Origin of the sequence: Micromonospora carbonacea, assembly GCF_014205165.1 — a bacterium.
GTDB classification, from domain to species: Bacteria; Actinomycetota; Actinomycetes; order Mycobacteriales; family Micromonosporaceae; genus Micromonospora; species Micromonospora carbonacea.
This window is the reverse complement of the sequence record NZ_JACHMZ010000001.1, coordinates 2525614-2541582: the sequence shown is the minus strand read 5'-3', so window position 1 is coordinate 2541582 and position 15969 is coordinate 2525614. Positions and strand designations below refer to the sequence as shown.

Here is a 15969-nt window from a genome sequence, read left to right as displayed (position 1 = left end):
GAGGTCGAGGGCGCGCGGGAGGACGCCGCCGGGCACCCGCGACGGCGCGCTTCGCCGCCGCTGCCCGGCTGATGGCGTCGGCCGTCCCACGCGGCCTTCGACCGCCGCACGCGACGCGTGCGGCACGCTGGCAGGTCTTCGGACTCGCGGGCGTCGTGCTCGGTGCCTACTGGCCGTCGCTTCCCAGGCCCGGCCGGGCCCAGTGCTTCGTTGACGGCGGTCGTTCCCACTCACCGCTGCGGGGCAGCCCCGGATTCGCACCGGGTTCCCTCTTGCCTCGACCACCGTGGAGCGGCGGCCGAACCAGCTACGGGTGACACCATATATGGGCGCAAGGCGAAGATGGCAACACCAGATGATGTGTCGGGCGAGTCGCCGCGCAGCGTGACCCCACCACCGCGACGGGTGAGCGGAACGCCGGAACCGCGGGCGGCCGGCAGGGCGAGATGCAGTCGGATGACAGACGCCGCGCGCCGCCGGCCACACGAGACTGACCGGCGAGCCGTCGCGGCGGGGCCCGCCCCGGCTCGTCACCATCCCGACCCCTCGACCGAGAGGACCACCCATGTCCGAGGAGAACAAGCGGATCGTCCGCGACTACTTCCAGGAGCTCGACCGCGGCCGGACGACCCCGCTGCACCTGTGCACCGACGACTACCGGTTCCACCCGGCCGGGCTGCCGTCGATGGACCGGCAGGGGGTGAAGGAGTTCGGTGACGCGTTCTTCGCCGGCATGCCCGACCTGCGCCACCCCCTCGTCGAGCTGATCGCCGACGGGGACCTCGTGGCGCTGCGCTGCCGGTACGAGGGCACCCACGACGGGGAGCTCATGGGCGTGCCCGCCAGCGGGCGGCGGGTCTCGGCGGTCGGCATCGGCGTCATGCGCGTCGAGGCCGGCAAGATCGCGGAGTTCTGGGTGTCGCCCGACCGGCTGACCATCATGCAGCAGATCGGCGCCCTCCCGTCGTAGCCGGGCCCCAGCCGCCGGGGCGACGCCTGAGTCGCCCGCCCCGGCGGCGGCCGGATCGGGAAGTCGAATGACAGATGTGACTCCCCCGGCCACCGCACAGCATTGGTGCGGCAACCATCCGAACGGGCGACAGGAGCATTCACGCCATGCAGACGATCCTCATCACCGGTGCCTCCTCCGGATACGGGCGGGAGACCGCCCGGCACTTCCTCGCGCAGGGGTGGAACGTCATCGCCACCATGCGGACGCCGCGCGCGGACGTCCTGCCCGAGTCGGACCGGCTCCGCGTCCTGGAGCTCGACGTGACCAGGCCCGACACGATCACCGCCGCGTTCGCCGCGGCGGGGCCCGTCGACGCCCTGGTCAACAACGCCGGCGTCGGGCTGATCGGCGTCTTCGAGGGCACCCCCATGGCCCGGGTCCGGGAGATCTTCGAGACCAACACCTTCGGGGTGATGGCGACCACCCAGGCGGTGCTGCCGCAGTTCCGCGAGCGCGGGTCCGGGGTGGTGGTCAACGTGACCTCCAGCGTGGTGCTCGGCCACATGGCGCTCTCGGCCGTCTACAAGGCCAGCAAGATGGCCATCGAGGGGTTCACCGCGTCCCTCGCCCTGGAGCTCGCGGAGTTCGGCGTGCGGGCCAGGACCGTCGAGCCGGGGGCCTGCCTGACGACGAACTTCGCCGCCGGGGCGACGAACAACATCGACCTCACCGCCTCGCTGGAGGGACTGGTCCCGGCGCCCTACGAGCCCTTCGCGAAGAGGACCCTCGGCGGCTTCGTCAACCAGGACCTGTTCACCCGGGAGAGCGACGTCGCCGAGACGGTGTGGCGGGCCGTCCACGACACCACCGGCCAGCTGCGCTTCCCCGCCGGCCCCGACGCCCTCTGGCTCGACCAGGCGAGGTGATCGACCGGACCGCGCCGTGCGGCGCGGTCCGGCGGTCCGGCCCCGCGCGCGCGGGGCCGGACCGCCGCGCCACATCGTCACAAACACGTCAGCCGGCGTTCCTAACGTCATTCCCGGCAGCCGTGCCGCCCGAGTGATTGGACCGCCCTGTGACCTGCCTGGCCAACGACAACGACACCGACACCCGCATCCGTGAGCTGCTCGCCGCACACGGCACGCCACTGACCCGGTTCGTCCACGGCCTGACCAACAGCCACCGGCAGACCGCCGAGGACGTCATCCAGGAGACCCTGCTGCGGGCGTGGCGTCACCTCGATTCGCTGCCGCCCGACAGCGACGGCCGAAGCCGACGCTGGCTGTTCACCGTGGCCCGGCGGCTCGTCATCGACGAGGCCCGGCGACGGCAGGCCCGCCCGGTCGAGGTGGCCACGCAGACGGACCAGGAGTTCGGCGCGACCGGCGACGACACCGCCGACACCGCGATCGCGAACCAGGCGTTGCGGGAAGCGGTCGGCCGGCTCAGCGCAGACCACCGCCGCGTGCTGCACGAGGTCTACTTCCGTGACCGGACGGCCCACGAGGTCGCCGCCGACCTCGATGTCCCGGTCGGCACCGTGCGCTCCCGCGTCTACTACGCGCTCCGCGCCCTCCGCGCCGCGGTGGCGGAAGGCTGACCGGGCACGGTCGGCGCCGGCCGTGCCCCGCGGCGGGGGCACGGACGACGGGCCGGCCCGCAGGGTGCGCGGGCCGGCCCGGATCCGGGTGGCGGGCGGCTAGGAGGTCTTCAGGCTCCACCGCTGGTTCGCGCCGCCGTTGCACGACCACAGGACGATCTTCGTGCCGTTGGCGGTGGCGGCGCCGCTGGCATCCAGGCAGAGCCCCGACGCGACCCCGGTGATGGTGCCGTCGGCGTTGACGTTCCACTGCTGGTTGCTGCCGCCGTTGCAGTCCCAGATCACGACCGTGGTGCCGTTGCTGCTCCCCTGGCCGTAGGCGTCCAGGCACTTGTTGCCGTACACCTGGAGCTGCCGGCTCGCCGTGTAGGTCCACCGCTGGTTGCTGCCGCCGCCGCAGTCGAAGAGCTGCACCTGGGTGCCGTTGGTCGTCGTCGAGTTCGGCACGTCCACGCAGCGGTTGGACTGCGCGCCGACGAGGGTGCCCTGCTGGCCGTTCCCGCCGTTGGCCGGGGGCGGCGGCGCCACCACTGCCGGCGCGGCCGACACGACGGTGGCCCGGTCCAGCGCGACGGGGCCGTTGCCGACGACCCGTACCCGCACGACGTGCTGCCCCTGGGTGAGGGTGCCGCTGTTGAACAGCGCCACGTTGCCGCGGCGGGCGGACGCCTGGAAGCTGACCGTCTGCTCCGGACCGCCGTCGACCGAGACGGCGGCCGAGCCGTGCGACGGGTCCTGCACCCCGAACAGCACCACGCGGTTGCCGGTGACGGTGAGGGTGGCCGTGTCGCCGGCGGTGCCGCTGCGGGTGTAGTCCTTGCTGAAGGTCTGGTTGTCCCCGACGGCCTGCCAGCTGCCCGCGTAGACGAAGCTCTGCCGGTCGTTGACGTCGACCGGGAAGCCGAACGTGTACGCTCCGGCCGGCACGATCGGGTCGGTGAACGCCGTCGTGTTCACGGTGACGTTCGCCGACGTCAGGCCCGGCGCGGACGCCGTCAGCGTCACCGCGCCCGTCTGGCCCAGCGCGCTCTTGACGTACACCGCGCCGGTGCCGGCCTCCAGGGCCAGCGGGCTCTCCCCCACGACCGCCCCGGGCCCGGTGACGCTGAACGACACGGGGGCGCTGTTGGTGGGCACCACCTGGTTGTTGCTGTCCAGGGCCCGGACCACGACGCGGGTCATGTCGCCGCCGTCGGCCTTGATCGCGGAGTCGTCGGCCGTCAGCGTCAGCCGGGTCGCCGCGCCCGGGGTGTGCCGGGTGTCGGTGGCCACGACCTGCCCGCCGATCCAGCAGTCCGCCCGCAGTTGCCCACTGCTCACGGTGATCCCGGTGAACTGGAACATCGGGTGCGGCAGGCTCGTGTACGCGTTGGGGTTGATGCGCCCGCGGGACGCCCCGTTGACGAACAGCTCGACCTGCTGGCAGTTGCCGCCGACGTAGACGGTGCCGCTGGAGACGCCGGGCGTCCACTGGCTGGCGATCGACACGTACGGCCCGTACAGCGCGGGGTCGCGCTGCGAGGCGTACGCGGCGGCGGCGATCTTCGGGATCCGGAAGATGTCCGAGACGCCGTGGTAGCAGGTGTAGTCCTGGCACGACGGCGGGGTGACGAACGTGGTGTTGTAGTCGAACGCCGCCCAGCCCAGCGCGCCGGCCATGTTCGACCTGCCGGCGGCGGTGTTCTGCACGTTCAGGTGCACCCGCATCGTGTTGACCTGCGTCTGCTCCGGGTCCCACGACTTGTGCGGGGAGGTGTGCCCGACCGCCTCGGTGACCAGCCACGGCAGCACGGTCGGCGCCTCGGCGGTGCCGGAGAAGTCGTTGTAGGTGTAGACGTCCTCCAGCAGCTCGCTGCCCTTGAAGTTGCGCACGCCGCCGGTGGGACGCGACGGGTCGAGCTGCCGGGCCAGGTTGTTGGTGCGGGTGTAGAAGTTGTGGTTGTCGCCGGACTCGTTGATCCGCACCCCCCACAGCACGACCGACGGGTGGTTGCGGTCGCGCATCACCATCTCGCGGACGTTCTCCACCGCGATGTCCTGCCAGGCGGTGTTGCCGATGTGCTGCCAGCCGGGGATCTCCTCCATGACCAGCAGGCCGATCTCGTCGGCGCGGTCGAGGAACTCCGGGTCCTGCGGGTAGTGCGAGGTCCGCACGATGTTCGCGCCGAGCTCGTACTTGATGATGTCGGCGTCCTTGGCCTGGAGCCGGTTGGGCGCGGCCCGGCCGATGTAGGGGTAGGACTCGTGCCGGTTGAGCCCGCGCAGCTTCAGCGCCTGGCCGTTGATGTAGAACTTGCCGTCGCTCTTGTTGAACTGGATGCTCCGGATGCCGATCCGGGTCTTGTGCTCGTCCACGTAGGTGGAGCCGTCGCGCACCTGCGTGTAGACGGTGTAGAGGTACGGCCGGTCCGGGTGCCAGGCGGTGGGGTTGGCGATCGTGCTGGTGTTGTAGGCGAACTCGACGGCCGACTGCGCCCCGATGGTCTGGGTGGCCGTGCCGGTGGCCACGACGTTGTTGGTGGCGTCGACGACCTGGGTGACGACGGTGACCGAGCGGGACTGTGCGCTGTCGTTGCGCACCCGGGTCCGCGCGTTGACCGTGTTGGTGTTCGGCGTGGTGAGGTACGTCCAGTCCACGTGCACCGGGTCGGTGACGATCATGTTGACGTCGCGGACGATCCCGCCCCAGACGTAGTAGTCGATCGCGCCGCCCTCCGGCGGGATGTCGTTGCGGGTCATGGAGTCGACCTTCACCGCGATCACGTTGTCGGCGCCGCCGATGTTGAGGTACGGCGTGATGTCGTACGTGAAGGAGGTGTAGGCGCCCTTGTGCTGGCCGACGAAGGTGCCGTTGACGTAGACGTCGGCGACCTTCGCGACGCCCTGGAACTCGACGGCGATCCGGCGGCCGGAGTACTGGGCGGGCAGCGTGAAGTGGCGGCGGTACCACGAGGCGGGCGCCTCGAAGTCGCCCTTGGGGAAGCCCTTGTGCGGATGGGTCCGGAAGTAGGGCAGCGTCACGGGGACGAAGCCGCTCTCGTCCAGCCCCACGGCCTGCCCGGCGCCGCCGGGCACGTCGCCGGAGAACAGCCAGTGGGTGTTGAAGTTGAGCACGGACCGGTTGGACCCCTGCGGAACGTAGGGGGCGGCGGACGCCGGTCCCGGCGGCCCGATCAGCACGAGCGCGGCGGCGGTGACCAGCGCCGTGAGGGCAGCGGCTAGCTTTCGCATTGTCCTCCCCATCTCTCGGGAATGCGGGTTGAAGAGCCGGGCCATCCGGGCACCAGCGCCCGGCGCCGGAGTCGACATCGGTGTTCCTCACCCCCGCGTGGCCGCCAGCACCGACTGACCGGGGACGGCCAGCTTGACGACGCCCGTCCGGGTGCAGGCAGGGCTGCTGCGGCACGTGCGCTCCCCCGCCTGGCGGAGGGTGACGGGAGCATGGCCAACGTAATTCGTATGACATCTGATGTCAATATCGTTACATGGGAGTATGTCGATGAATTGGGCGGCTCGTACTGCGGTGCGGGCGGGCGGGCCGTACGGTCGGTCCAGGCGCGGTCGCGCCGGCTGCCACACCGTCCGGACGTGAACGCATGTCGATCGGAGGACCCCGATGAGCCTGATCACGACAGTCGCCGCCGGCCTGGCCGCGACCGCGCTGGGCGGCGCGACGCTCGGCGCCCCGGCCGCCACCACCACGCTGGCCGTCGACGGTCACTGCAAGGCCCAGTTCGGCATCGGCCAGTGGCGCGACTTCGGCTGCACCGCGTCGGCCACCGGCGGCGCCGGCGACTACCGCTACACGTGGCAGCCGCTGACGCCGTTCACGGGCCTCTACGCCGACCAGGGCCCGGCGAGCAGCGGATACTGTTCGGCGTACGCCGACGTCATCGTGCGGGTGACGGTCGCCAGCGGCGCCGAGACCGCCAGCGCGGACATCCGGTTCCCCTGCTTCTGAAGGGGTGCCCGGATCACCGGCCGAGCCGGGCCAGCCCGGCGGCGAGCAGGCCGGGCACGGCACCGCCCACCGTCTCGAAACCGGAGCCGACGGTCATCCCCTCCACGAACCGGCGGTGCACGCCCTCCGCGATCACGGCCAGCTTGTAGTAACCCAGCGCCTCGTAAAAGGTCAGATGGGTGAGGTCGCGGGACGTGCCGGCGGCGTAGCCCGCCACCAGCTCGTCGCGGGTCGGGAAGTGGTCGCTGCCGGTCACCGGGCAGCCGTGCGGCAGCACGGGCGCGCACACCGGGTCGGTGTAGACCAGCAGCAGACCCAGGTCGGTGAGCGGGTCGCCGATCGTGGCCATCTCCCAGTCGAGCAGCGCGGCCGCGCCGGACAGGTCCGCCGCGTAGATGATGTTGTCCAGCCGGAAGTCGCCGTGCACGATGCCCGGCGCGGACTGCGGCGGCACGGCGGCCGCCAGGCGTCGGTGCAGTTCGTCGGCGTCGGCGGACGGCCGGGTCGCGACGACGTCCCACTGCCGCTTCCAGCGGTGCACCTGTCGCAGCAGGAAGCCCTCCGGCCGGCCGAAGGCGTCGAGGCCGACGCTCGCGGGCGCCACGGAGTGCAGCCGCAGCAACAGGTCGACCATCGAATGCCCGACGGCGCGCACGGTCGACGGCGCGAGGACGGCGAGTTGCCCGGGGTCGCGGATCACCACGCCGTCGACCCAGGCCGCGAGGCTGAACGGCGCCCCGATCACGGCCGGGTCCGCGCAGTACAGCACGGGTGCCGCGACCGGCACGGTCGAGCCGGCCAGGGCGGCGGTGACCCGGAACTCGCGGTGGATGTCGTTCGCCGAGGGCGCGATGGTGCCGAACGGAGGACGCCGAAGCGCCCACGACCGGTCGCCGGCGTGGACGGCGTACGTCAGGTTGGAACGCCCACCGTCCACGAAGTCCACCCGCAGGCCCCCGACGAGGCCCGGGATGCGGTCGGCCAGGTACGCCTCCAGCGCGGGCAGGTCCAGCGGACGCAGGTCGGCGGTCATGCCGGCAGCGCTCCCCGCACCGCCGCGTCGCGCTCCTGGGCCCGGCGCTTGACCGCCCGACGGGAGATCGCCCAGCGATGGGTCTCGCTCGGCCCGTCGTAGATCCGGAACGGGCGCACCTCCCGCAGGTAGCGCCCGAGCATGAGGTCGCCCGAGACGCCGAGGGAGCCGCAGATCTGCAGCGACCGGTCGACGATCCGCCACACCGCCTCCGCGACGAACGCCTTCGCGACGGAGGTGGACTGCGCGGCGCGGCCTCCGGAGTCGAGTTCCCACGCCGCCCGCAGGATGAGGGCGCGGCTGGCCTCGATCTCGATCTCGCTGTCGGCGAGCATCTGCTGGATCATGCCCAGGTCGGCCAGCGCCGACCCGAAGGCCCGCCGGCCCGCCGCGCGGTCCAGCGCGACGTCCTGGGCGTGGCGGGCCAGGCCGAGCCACCGCATGCAGTGCGTCAGGCGTGCCGGCGCGAGCCGGACCTGGGCGTTGTCGAACCCCTGGTCCACCGCGCCGAGGACCCGGTCGGCCGGGACGAAGCAGTCCTGTAGCAGGAACTCGCCGTGCCCGCCGACCATCGCCTCGTCGAGGGTCTCGATCGTCCGGACCAGCTCCAGCCCGGGGGCGTCGGTGTCGACCAGGAACATCGTCGCCCCACCCCGGTCGCCGGGTTGGCCGGAGGTGCGGGCCATGACGATGGCGAACGCCGCCCCGTCGGCGCCGGTGGTGAACCACTTGCGCCCGTTCAGGACCCACCCACCCGACACCGGGCGGGCCGTGGTGGCGAGCGCGCTCGGGTCGGATCCCGCCCCCGGCGCCGGCTCGGTCATGGCGAAGCAGGAACGGATCAGCCCGGCCGCGAGCGGGCGGAGGTACCGCTCCTGCTGGTCGGGGTCGGCCACCGCCGCCAGCAGGTGCATGTTGCCCTCGTCGGGGGCCGCGATGTTGAGCGCCAGCGGGCCGAACAGCGAGTAGCCGGCCTCCTCGAAGACGAGCGCCTGCCCGCGCCGGTCGATGCCCAGGCCGCCCCACCGCGGGGGCAGGTGCGGGCAGAAGACCCCCGCCTGTCTCGCCGCGGCCTGCAGATCGAGCCGCACCTGCTCCGGCAGCGCATGGGCGCTGCCCCGGTGCTCGCGCTCGACGGCGAGCACCGTGCCCCGGACGAACGCCCGGGTGCGTTCGGCGACGGAGCGGGCAGCGTCGTCGGGGGTGAGATCCACGGCCAAGACTGCCTCCGATGCCGTCAACCTGAGCTAACGCTCACTAGCCGATACAGGGAAGCAGCCCCGCGGGAGCGTGTCAACATGTGCCGGTGGAATCCCGGAAGATGGACGACCAGGCACGCCCGCACACCCCCGCCCCCACCGCTGCGGGCGGGCGGCCGGATCGGGGCGAGCAGGTTCGGGCCGCAGCGCTCGACCTGTTCGCCGCCCGCGGCTACCAGCTCACCACCATGGACGAGATCGGCGAACGCGCCGGAATCCGGGGCCCCAGCGTGTACAAGCACGTGCGCTCGAAGCAGGACCTGCTCGCCGGGATCATGCTGCGCACCATGACGGCGCTGCTGGAGGACCAGCAGGTCGCCCTAGACGGCGGCACCGACGTCGGGAGCCGGCTGCGCCGGGCCGCCGAGGCCCACGTGCGCTACCACGCCCGGCACGCGGCGGAGGCGTTCGTCGGCAACCGGGAGATCAACAGCCTGGACGAGCCGCACCGCAGCGACATCCTCGACCGGCGCGCCACCTACGAGCGGCGGCTGCGCCAGCTCATCACCGACGGCGTCGACCTCGGCCGGTTCCGGGTCCCGTCGGCCCGGCTCGCCTCGTACGCGATTCTCGACATGGGCATCGGCGTGGCGATGTGGTTCCGGCCCGACGGCGAGTTCACCGAGGACGAGGTCGTCCGCCAGTACGGGGAGATGGCCCTGCGGATCGCGGGGCACCACCACCAGGCCGGTTCACATATTTGAACCTGTTGACAGCATCTGGAACAGGTGGAAACAATGGCCGGACTCTCCAGCCGAGCGAGACGGAACCCTCTGTTATGGCGAGCAGCGCCCGAGCGGGCCGTGCCGACCGGGACGGGCCCCACAGCAGCCTCAGCTTCGAACCCCTGACCCCGACCGCCTTCCTCGACCGGGCCGCGGCGGTGCACGCCGACCGGTTGGCGGTCGTCGACGGCGCGCTTCGGCTGACGTACCACCAGTTCCACGACCGGTGCCTGCGCCTGGCCGGCGCGCTGGCCGACCTCGGCGTCCGGCCGGGTGACCGGGTCGCCGTCCTGGCACCGAACACGCACCTCATGCTGGAGGCACACTTCGGGGTCCTCTACGGCGGCGCGGTCCTCGTCACCCTGAACACCCGGCTCTCCGCCGACGAACTGCGCTACATCCTCGACCACGCCGGCTGCCGGGTCCTGCTGCACGACCCGGATCTCGCCGGGTTCGCCGCCACGATCGTCCGGGCGCTGCCCGGGGTGCGGCTGGTCGACGGCGGCGCGGAGTACGAGCGGCTGCTCGCCGCCGCGCCGCCGCGCCGGGTGCCGGTGCCCGACGAGCGGGCGCTGATGGCGTTGAACTACACCAGCGGCACCACCGGCCGCCCCAAGGGGGTCATGTACCACCACCGGGGCGCCTACCTCCAGTCGCTGGCGATGGTCGCCCACTTCGGGCTGCGCGCCGACACCGTCTACCTGTGGACACTGCCGATGTTCCACTGCAACGGCTGGTGCTTCACCTGGGCGGTGACCGCGGCCGGGGGCACCCACGTCTGCCTGCCCAGGGTCGCGCCGGATCGGGTCTGGGAACTGATCCGCGACGAGCGGGTCACCATGCTGTGCGCCGCGCCCACGGTGCTCGTGTCCCTCGCCGAGGCGGACGCGGCCGGCGCCGGCGCGGGCCGGCAGGTCACGGTCGCGGTCGGCGGCGCGCCGCCGTCGCCCAGCCTGCTGCGCCGGTGCGCGGCGCTCGGCTTCGACGTCACGCACCTGTACGGGCTGACCGAGACCTTCGGCCCGGCGGCGATCTGCGACTGGCGGCCGGAGTGGGATGACCGGCCGGCCGCGGAGCAGGCGACGCTGCGCGCCCGGCAGGGCGTGGCCAACGTGGTCTCGTGCGAGCTGCGGGTGCTGGACGCCGACGAACGCGACGTCCCCGCCGACGGCGAGACGGTCGGCGAGGTCGCGATCCGCGGCAACAACGTGATGCTCGGCTACTACCGGGACGAGGCGGCGACCCGGGAGGCCGGACCGGGCGGCTGGTTCCGCACCGGCGACCTCGGGGTCCGGCACCCCGACGGCTACCTCCAACTGCGCGACCGCGCCAAGGACGTGATCATCTCGGGCGGGGAGAACATCTCGTCCATAGAGGTCGAGGCGGTGCTGTGCAGCCATCCCGCGGTGCTGGAGGCCGCGGTGGTCGCGGTGCCCGACGAGCGCTGGGGCGAGCGGCCGGTGGCCTTCGTGACGCTGCGGCCCGGCGCGCCCGCCGACCCGGACGCGCTGCGCGCCCACGTGCGGGCCCACCTGGCCGCCTTCAAGGTGCCCGACCACATCGAGTTCGGCGACCTGCCCAAGACGGCCTCCGGCAAGGTCCGCAAGGTCGAGCTACGCGCCACCGTCCGGTAGGGGCGGGACCTGCCGGCACTCGACAGGGCCCCGCCCGGCCGGGCTCGGCCTACCGGCCCTCGGCCACCACCAGCACGTCCAGGGTGCGCGGACCGTGCACCCCCTCGACCCGGTCGAACTCGATGTCGCTCGTGGCACTGGGCCCGCTGATCCAGGTCATCGGCCGGGTGGCGTCCAGTCGGGCGATCGCGTCCGGCACGGCCGGCACGATCTGGTCGGCACGCACCACCACCAGGTGGTAGTCGGGAACCAGGGTGACCGCGCGCCAGCCCTGGCCCGGCCCCGAGTCGAGCACGATCGTGCCGGTGAGCGCGATCGCCAGGGCGCAACCGGAGACCACGCCGTCGAAGGCGTCGAGCGCGACCGGGTCCGGTGGCGCGTCGCCGCCGACCACCTGCCAACCGGGCGCGGTCCACCGGGCGGGCAGGCCGTGGGGGACGCAGATCCGGGTCCGGCCGTGCTCGCCCAGGATGCCGGCGATCGTCTCGCCGACCTCGTCCGCGCCGCACCGGTACGCGCTCGCCCGGTAGTCGGTCAGCCGCTCCACGAACAACCCGACCGGGTCGTCGGCGGGGCGCGCGCCGACGCCCCGGTAGTCCCGGGACACCCCGACGCCGGGCGGCTGCGTCCCGACGGCGAGCCGGACCCGGCGCAGCACCTCGGCCCGCGCGGCGTCGGCGTCGCGTCCGGTCCCGCCGGCGGACCCGTCGCGGCTCACCGCCGCCTGCCCCGGGCCCGGAACGGGCGGCGCGGCGGGCGGGGCGCGTCCCGCGACCTCGTCCACGCCGACATCGGCGGCGGCAGCCGGCGGATCCAGCCGGTGCGCCGGCCCAGGACCCGCCCCAGCCACAGCGCCCGTAGGGCGGCGGACCAGCGCCCCGGGCTGGACATGAGCCAGCCGAGCACCGACATCGCGGCGGCCTCGGACGTCGGCAGCCGCCGCTGCCGCGCGCCCGCCGCCACCGCCTGCGCCCGCAGGTGCACCAGCATGCGCGGGATGTCGATCGCCACCGGGCACGCGTCGAAGCAGGCCCCGCACAGGGTCGACGCGAACGGCAGGTGGGGGTGGTCGGCCACCCCGGTCAGTTGCGGGGTGAGCACCGCGCCGATCGGCCCGGGATAGACCGAGCCGTAGGCGTGTCCGCCCGTGCGCTCGTAGACCGGGCAGACGTTCAGGCACGCCGAGCACCGGATGCACCGCAGGGCCGCCCGACCGGCCGGGTCGGCCAGGGTCGCGGTGCGCCCGTTGTCGAGCAGCACGAGGTGGAACTCCTGCCCCTCCACCGCGCCGGTCCACATCGACGTGTACGGGTTCATCCGCTCGGCGGTCGACGAGCGGGGCAGCAGTTGCAGGAACACCTCGAGGTCGCGCCAGCTCGGCAGGACCTTCTCGATCCCCATGACGGTGATCAGGGTGCGGGGCAGGGTGAGGCACATCCGCCCGTTGCCCTCGGACTCGACGACCGCCAGGGTGCCCGTCTCGGCGATCGCGAAGTTCGCCCCGGAGACGGCCACCCGCGCCGTGAGGAACCGCTGCCGCAGGTGGGCCCGTGCCGCCTCGACCAGCTCGGCCGGCTCGTCGCCGAGCGCGGGGTCCACGCCGACCATCTCGCGCCGGAAGATGTCGCGGATCTCCCGCCGGTTGCGGTGGATGGCGGGCACGAGGATGTGACTGGGGTGGTCCCGGCCGAGTTGCACGATCAGCTCGGCCAGGTCGGTCTCGACGGCGCCGATGCCGCCCCGGGCCAGCGCCTCGTTGAGGCCGATCTCGGCGGTGACCATCGACTTGACCTTGACCACTTCGGTCGCGCCGGCCTGCCGGACCAGGTCGACGACGATGGCGTTGGCCTCCGCCGCGTCCCGGGCCCAGTGCACCGTGCCGCCCCGGGCGGTCACCGCCTGTTCGAGCTGGAGCAGGTAGCGGTCGAGGTGGTCGAGCACGTCGTCCTTGATGGCGGCTCCGGCGGCCCGGAGCTGCTCCCAGTCGTCGAGCTCGGCGACCGTCTGCAGTCGCCGGCCACGGATGGTGCGGGTGGCGTGCGAGAGGTTGCGCCGCAGCTGGTCGTCGCGCAGCGCCTCGGCGGCGGCGGTCGGGAACGGCGTCGCGGCGTGCAGGTTGCCGACGCCGGGCGACGCGGTGGGCAGGCCCAGGAACACCGTCACGGTCGTCTCCTCGGGTGCGGCGGAGCACCGGGCGGTGCCCACGGTCGGTCTCGGGTCGCGGCCAGGATCTCGGCCAGGTGCACGGTGCGGGCCCCCGCCGCCGCGCGGGAGAGCCCGCCGCCGAGGTGCGTGAGGCACGAGGCGTCCCCTGCGGTGACGACGGTCGCCCCGGTGGCGTCGACCGCCCGCAGCTTGTCGGCGAGCATGGCGGCGGACACCGACGCGTTCTTCAGCGCGAAGGTGCCACCGAAGCCGCAGCAGGAGTCGGCGTCGGGCAGGTCGACGAGTTCGATGCCCTCGACCCGGTCCAGCAGTCGTCGCGCCCGGTCGCCGGTGCGCAGCAGGCGTAGCGCGTGGCACGCCTGGTGCAGCGTCACCCGGTGGGGGAACCACGCACCGACGTCCAGCACGCCGCACACGTCGACGAGGAACTCGGAAAGCTCGTAGGTGCGTGCCGCGACGGCGGCCGCCGCGGCGGCCAGCCCCTCGTCGCCGGCCGCCCGGGCGAGTTCGACGTGCTGGTGCCGGATGGCCGCCACGCACGAGCCGCTGGCCACGACGATCGCCTCGGCGTCGGCGAACGCCGCGACGTGGTTGCGGACCAGGGCCAGCGCCTGGTCGGGGTAGCCGGAGTTCACGTGGAGCTGACCGCAGCAGGTCTGTCGCCGGGGCACGGCCACGTCGAGGCCCAGCCGTTCGAGCACCGCGACCGTCGCGGCGCCGACGCGGGGCACCAGCCCGTCCACGAGGCACGTGACGAACAGCGCCACCCGGACCGGGGGCGGAGCTGACGCGGCGGTACGGGCGGAAGGCCCGGCATCCTGGCCCAATCGATGTCCTTTCGGCGTGCCGCCCGACCCGGTGACCCACGGGCGGCGACGAGGTTGTATGGTACCAGTATCAAAACCACGGTTCATCTACATGAACAGGGCCGTTCCTATGAGCACTCTCGTCAAGTCGGCAGACCGCACGCTGGCGATCCTCGACCTGCTGACCGAGCACCGTGACGGGTTGACCCTGACCGAGGTCCAGCGCCGCCTGGAGTTCCCGAAGAGCAGCACCTACGTGCTGCTCATGACGATGACGGCCCGGGGCTTCCTCGAACAGGACCCGGACACCCGCCGGTTCCGCATCGGCATCCGGCTGTGGCAGGCCGGCCAGAGCTACGTCGCGATCAACGACCTGGAGAAGGTCGCGCTGCCGTACATGGAGACCCTCCGGGACACGCTGAACGAGACGGTCCAGCTCGCCACCCTCGACGGCACCGACAACGTCTACATCGCCAAGGTCGATCCGGATCACCACCTGCGCCTCGCCTCCCGGGTCGGCGTGCGCCTGCCGGCGTACGCGACCGGCATCGGCAAGGCGCTGCTCAGCCAGCTCGACGAGGACGACCTGCGGGACCGCTTCGCCGACACGGAGTTCGTCCGGTACACGCCGCAGACCGTCACCTCGCTCCCCGAGCTCGTCGCCGCCGTCCGGCAGGCCCGCACGCACGGGTACGCGATCGACAACTGCGAGTACACCCCGGGCGTCTTCTGCGTCGCCGCCCCGCTGAACGGCCTGCGGGCCACCACCCGGGCCGCCATCAGCGTCTCCATTCCCGAGGTCCGCAAGACACCCGAACTCATCCGGCGCACCATCGACACGCTCTGCTCCACGGCCCACCAGCTCTCGCTGCGCCTGGGCTACCGGGACGGCGCCGCACCCACGACACGAAGGGACTGACATGGAGTTGTTCCGCTTCGGCGCTCCCGGCAAGGAACGCCCGGCCGTGCGCCACGAGGGCCGGGAGTACGACCTCACCGGGCTGACCGCCGACCTGGACGGTTCCTTCTTCGAGACCGACGGCATCGAGCGGGTGGCCGCCGCCCTCGCCGCCGGCACGCTCGACCCGGTCGACACGGCCGGGCAGCGGATCGGCGCACCGATCGCGCGCCCGCCCGCCGTGGTGTGCATCGGAATGAACTACGCGGCCCACGCCACGGAGTCCGGCGCCGCACCGCCGGAGCACCCGGTGGTCTTCCTCAAGCACCCCGGCTGCGTGGTCGGCCCGGACGACGACGTCGTCCTGCCGCTCGGGTCGACGAAGACCGACTGGGAGGTCGAGCTCGCCGTCGTCATGAAGCGCACGCCGCGCCACCTCACCGACCCGGCCGACGCACTGGACTACGTGGCCGGCTACGCGCTCGCCAACGACCTGTCCGAGCGCGCCTTCCAGATCGAGGTCTCCGGCGGCCAGTGGTCCAAGGGCAAGTGCGCGGAGACGTTCAACCCGCTCGGGCCGGTGCTGCGCCCGGCGAGCGAGCTCGACCCCGGCCGGCTGCGGCTGCGGTCCTGGGTCAACGGTGAGCCCCGGCAGGACTCCAGCACCGCCGACATGATCTTCTCGGTGCCCGAGCTGATCGTCCACCTCAGCCAGCACATGCTGCTGATGCCGGGCGACGTCGTCAACACCGGCACCCCGGAGGGCGTCGCGCTGTCCGGCCGCTTCCCCTATCTCAGGGTCGGCGACGTCGTGGCCCTGGAGATCGAGGGCCTGGGCCGGCAGGAGCAGACCGTCGTCGGGCACCGGGCGACCGGCTGACCCCGCCGCTTCCCGCTGTCCGGCCGGGCCGGACAGCGGGAAGCGCACCCCGGGC

The 15969-nt window shown here is 72.8% G+C and carries 14 protein-coding genes and 1 riboswitch; of the genes, 8 read left to right on the top strand and 6 right to left on the bottom strand.

Translation table 11 applies throughout. The features are described 5' to 3' along the window. Nucleotides 1-112 precede the first annotated feature (112 nt). A riboswitch (cobalamin riboswitch) is annotated at nt 113-323 on the bottom strand. A gap of 242 nt (nt 324-565) precedes the next feature. From HDA31_RS11015 to HDA31_RS11005, 3 genes are all read left to right on the top strand, one after another. Continuing rightward, nucleotides 566-970, top strand: coding sequence for an ester cyclase (locus HDA31_RS11015; protein WP_178064983.1), 405 nt, complete (start codon nt 566-568; stop codon nt 968-970). A 146-nt stretch (nt 971-1116) separates the two neighbouring features. Further along, on the top strand, nt 1117-1878 hold the full coding sequence (locus HDA31_RS11010; RefSeq protein ID WP_074473126.1) for an SDR family oxidoreductase: 762 nt from the start codon (nt 1117-1119) through the stop codon (nt 1876-1878). A gap of 149 nt (nt 1879-2027) precedes the next feature. Beyond that, nucleotides 2028-2552: a sigma-70 family RNA polymerase sigma factor gene (locus HDA31_RS11005; RefSeq protein WP_178064982.1), complete on the top strand. Its 525-nt coding sequence runs from the start codon at nt 2028-2030 to the stop codon at nt 2550-2552. Between the two features lie 99 nt (nt 2553-2651). Here HDA31_RS11005 and HDA31_RS11000 read toward each other — a convergent pair whose 3' ends face one another. Further along, entirely contained in the window at nt 2652-5783 is a 3132-nt protein-coding gene (locus HDA31_RS11000) for a glycoside hydrolase family 2 TIM barrel-domain containing protein (RefSeq protein WP_178064981.1), read from the bottom strand. A 385-nt stretch (nt 5784-6168) separates the two neighbouring features. Here HDA31_RS11000 and HDA31_RS10995 point away from each other — a divergent pair, with 385 nt between their 5' ends. Continuing rightward, nucleotides 6169-6513: a hypothetical protein gene (locus HDA31_RS10995; RefSeq protein WP_178064980.1), complete on the top strand. Its 345-nt coding sequence runs from the start codon at nt 6169-6171 to the stop codon at nt 6511-6513. Between the two features lie 13 nt (nt 6514-6526). Here the strand turns inward: HDA31_RS10995 and HDA31_RS10990 are convergent, their stop codons facing one another. Together HDA31_RS10990 and HDA31_RS10985 are read right to left on the bottom strand one after the other, a co-directional pair. Continuing rightward, nucleotides 6527-7546 carry a phosphotransferase family protein gene (locus HDA31_RS10990; RefSeq protein ID WP_219824897.1) on the bottom strand — a complete coding sequence of 340 codons (1020 nt, stop codon included), beginning with the start codon at nt 7544-7546 and terminating at the stop codon, nt 6527-6529. Next, nucleotides 7543-8760: an acyl-CoA dehydrogenase family protein gene (locus HDA31_RS10985; protein WP_074473122.1), complete on the bottom strand. Its 1218-nt coding sequence runs from the start codon at nt 8758-8760 to the stop codon at nt 7543-7545. The genes HDA31_RS10990 and HDA31_RS10985 overlap by 4 nt, the downstream gene beginning before the upstream one ends. 92 nt (nt 8761-8852) lie before the next feature. Between HDA31_RS10985 and HDA31_RS10980 the strand changes: the two genes are divergently transcribed. Together HDA31_RS10980 and HDA31_RS10975 are read left to right on the top strand one after the other, a co-directional pair. Beyond that, entirely contained in the window at nt 8853-9509 is a 657-nt protein-coding gene (locus tag HDA31_RS10980; protein WP_219824896.1) for a TetR/AcrR family transcriptional regulator, read from the top strand. Nucleotides 9510-9583: 74 nt separating this feature from the next. Continuing rightward, on the top strand, nt 9584-11164 hold the full coding sequence (locus HDA31_RS10975; RefSeq protein WP_178064979.1) for a long-chain-fatty-acid--CoA ligase: 1581 nt from the start codon (nt 9584-9586) through the stop codon (nt 11162-11164). A 49-nt stretch (nt 11165-11213) separates the two neighbouring features. On the opposite strand, the gene HDA31_RS10970 is transcribed toward HDA31_RS10975, so the two are convergent. Genes HDA31_RS10970 through HDA31_RS10960 form a run of 3 tightly spaced genes read right to left on the bottom strand, consistent with a single transcriptional unit; the run spans nt 11214 to nt 14097 of the window. After that, complete coding sequence (locus HDA31_RS10970; protein ID WP_178064978.1) at nt 11214-11882, bottom strand: LutC/YkgG family protein; 669 nt, start codon at nt 11880-11882, stop codon at nt 11214-11216. Continuing rightward, nucleotides 11879-13327 carry a lactate utilization protein B gene (locus HDA31_RS10965; RefSeq protein WP_178064977.1) on the bottom strand — a complete coding sequence of 483 codons (1449 nt, stop codon included), beginning with the start codon at nt 13325-13327 and terminating at the stop codon, nt 11879-11881. The genes HDA31_RS10970 and HDA31_RS10965 overlap by 4 nt, the downstream gene beginning before the upstream one ends. Continuing rightward, nucleotides 13324-14097: a (Fe-S)-binding protein gene (locus tag HDA31_RS10960; protein ID WP_246383870.1), complete on the bottom strand. Its 774-nt coding sequence runs from the start codon at nt 14095-14097 to the stop codon at nt 13324-13326. The genes HDA31_RS10965 and HDA31_RS10960 overlap by 4 nt, the downstream gene beginning before the upstream one ends. Before the next feature lie 169 nt (nt 14098-14266). Here HDA31_RS10960 and HDA31_RS10955 point away from each other — a divergent pair, with 169 nt between their 5' ends. Both HDA31_RS10955 and HDA31_RS10950 read left to right on the top strand, forming a co-directional pair. Continuing rightward, nucleotides 14267-15055 (top strand): IclR family transcriptional regulator, encoded by a 789-nt coding sequence (locus tag HDA31_RS10955; RefSeq protein ID WP_178064975.1) that lies wholly within the window; start codon nt 14267-14269, stop codon nt 15053-15055. Between the two features lies 1 nt (nt 15056). After that, entirely contained in the window at nt 15057-15914 is an 858-nt protein-coding gene (locus HDA31_RS10950) for a fumarylacetoacetate hydrolase family protein (RefSeq protein WP_178064974.1), read from the top strand. Nucleotides 15915-15969: the final 55 nt, after the last annotated feature.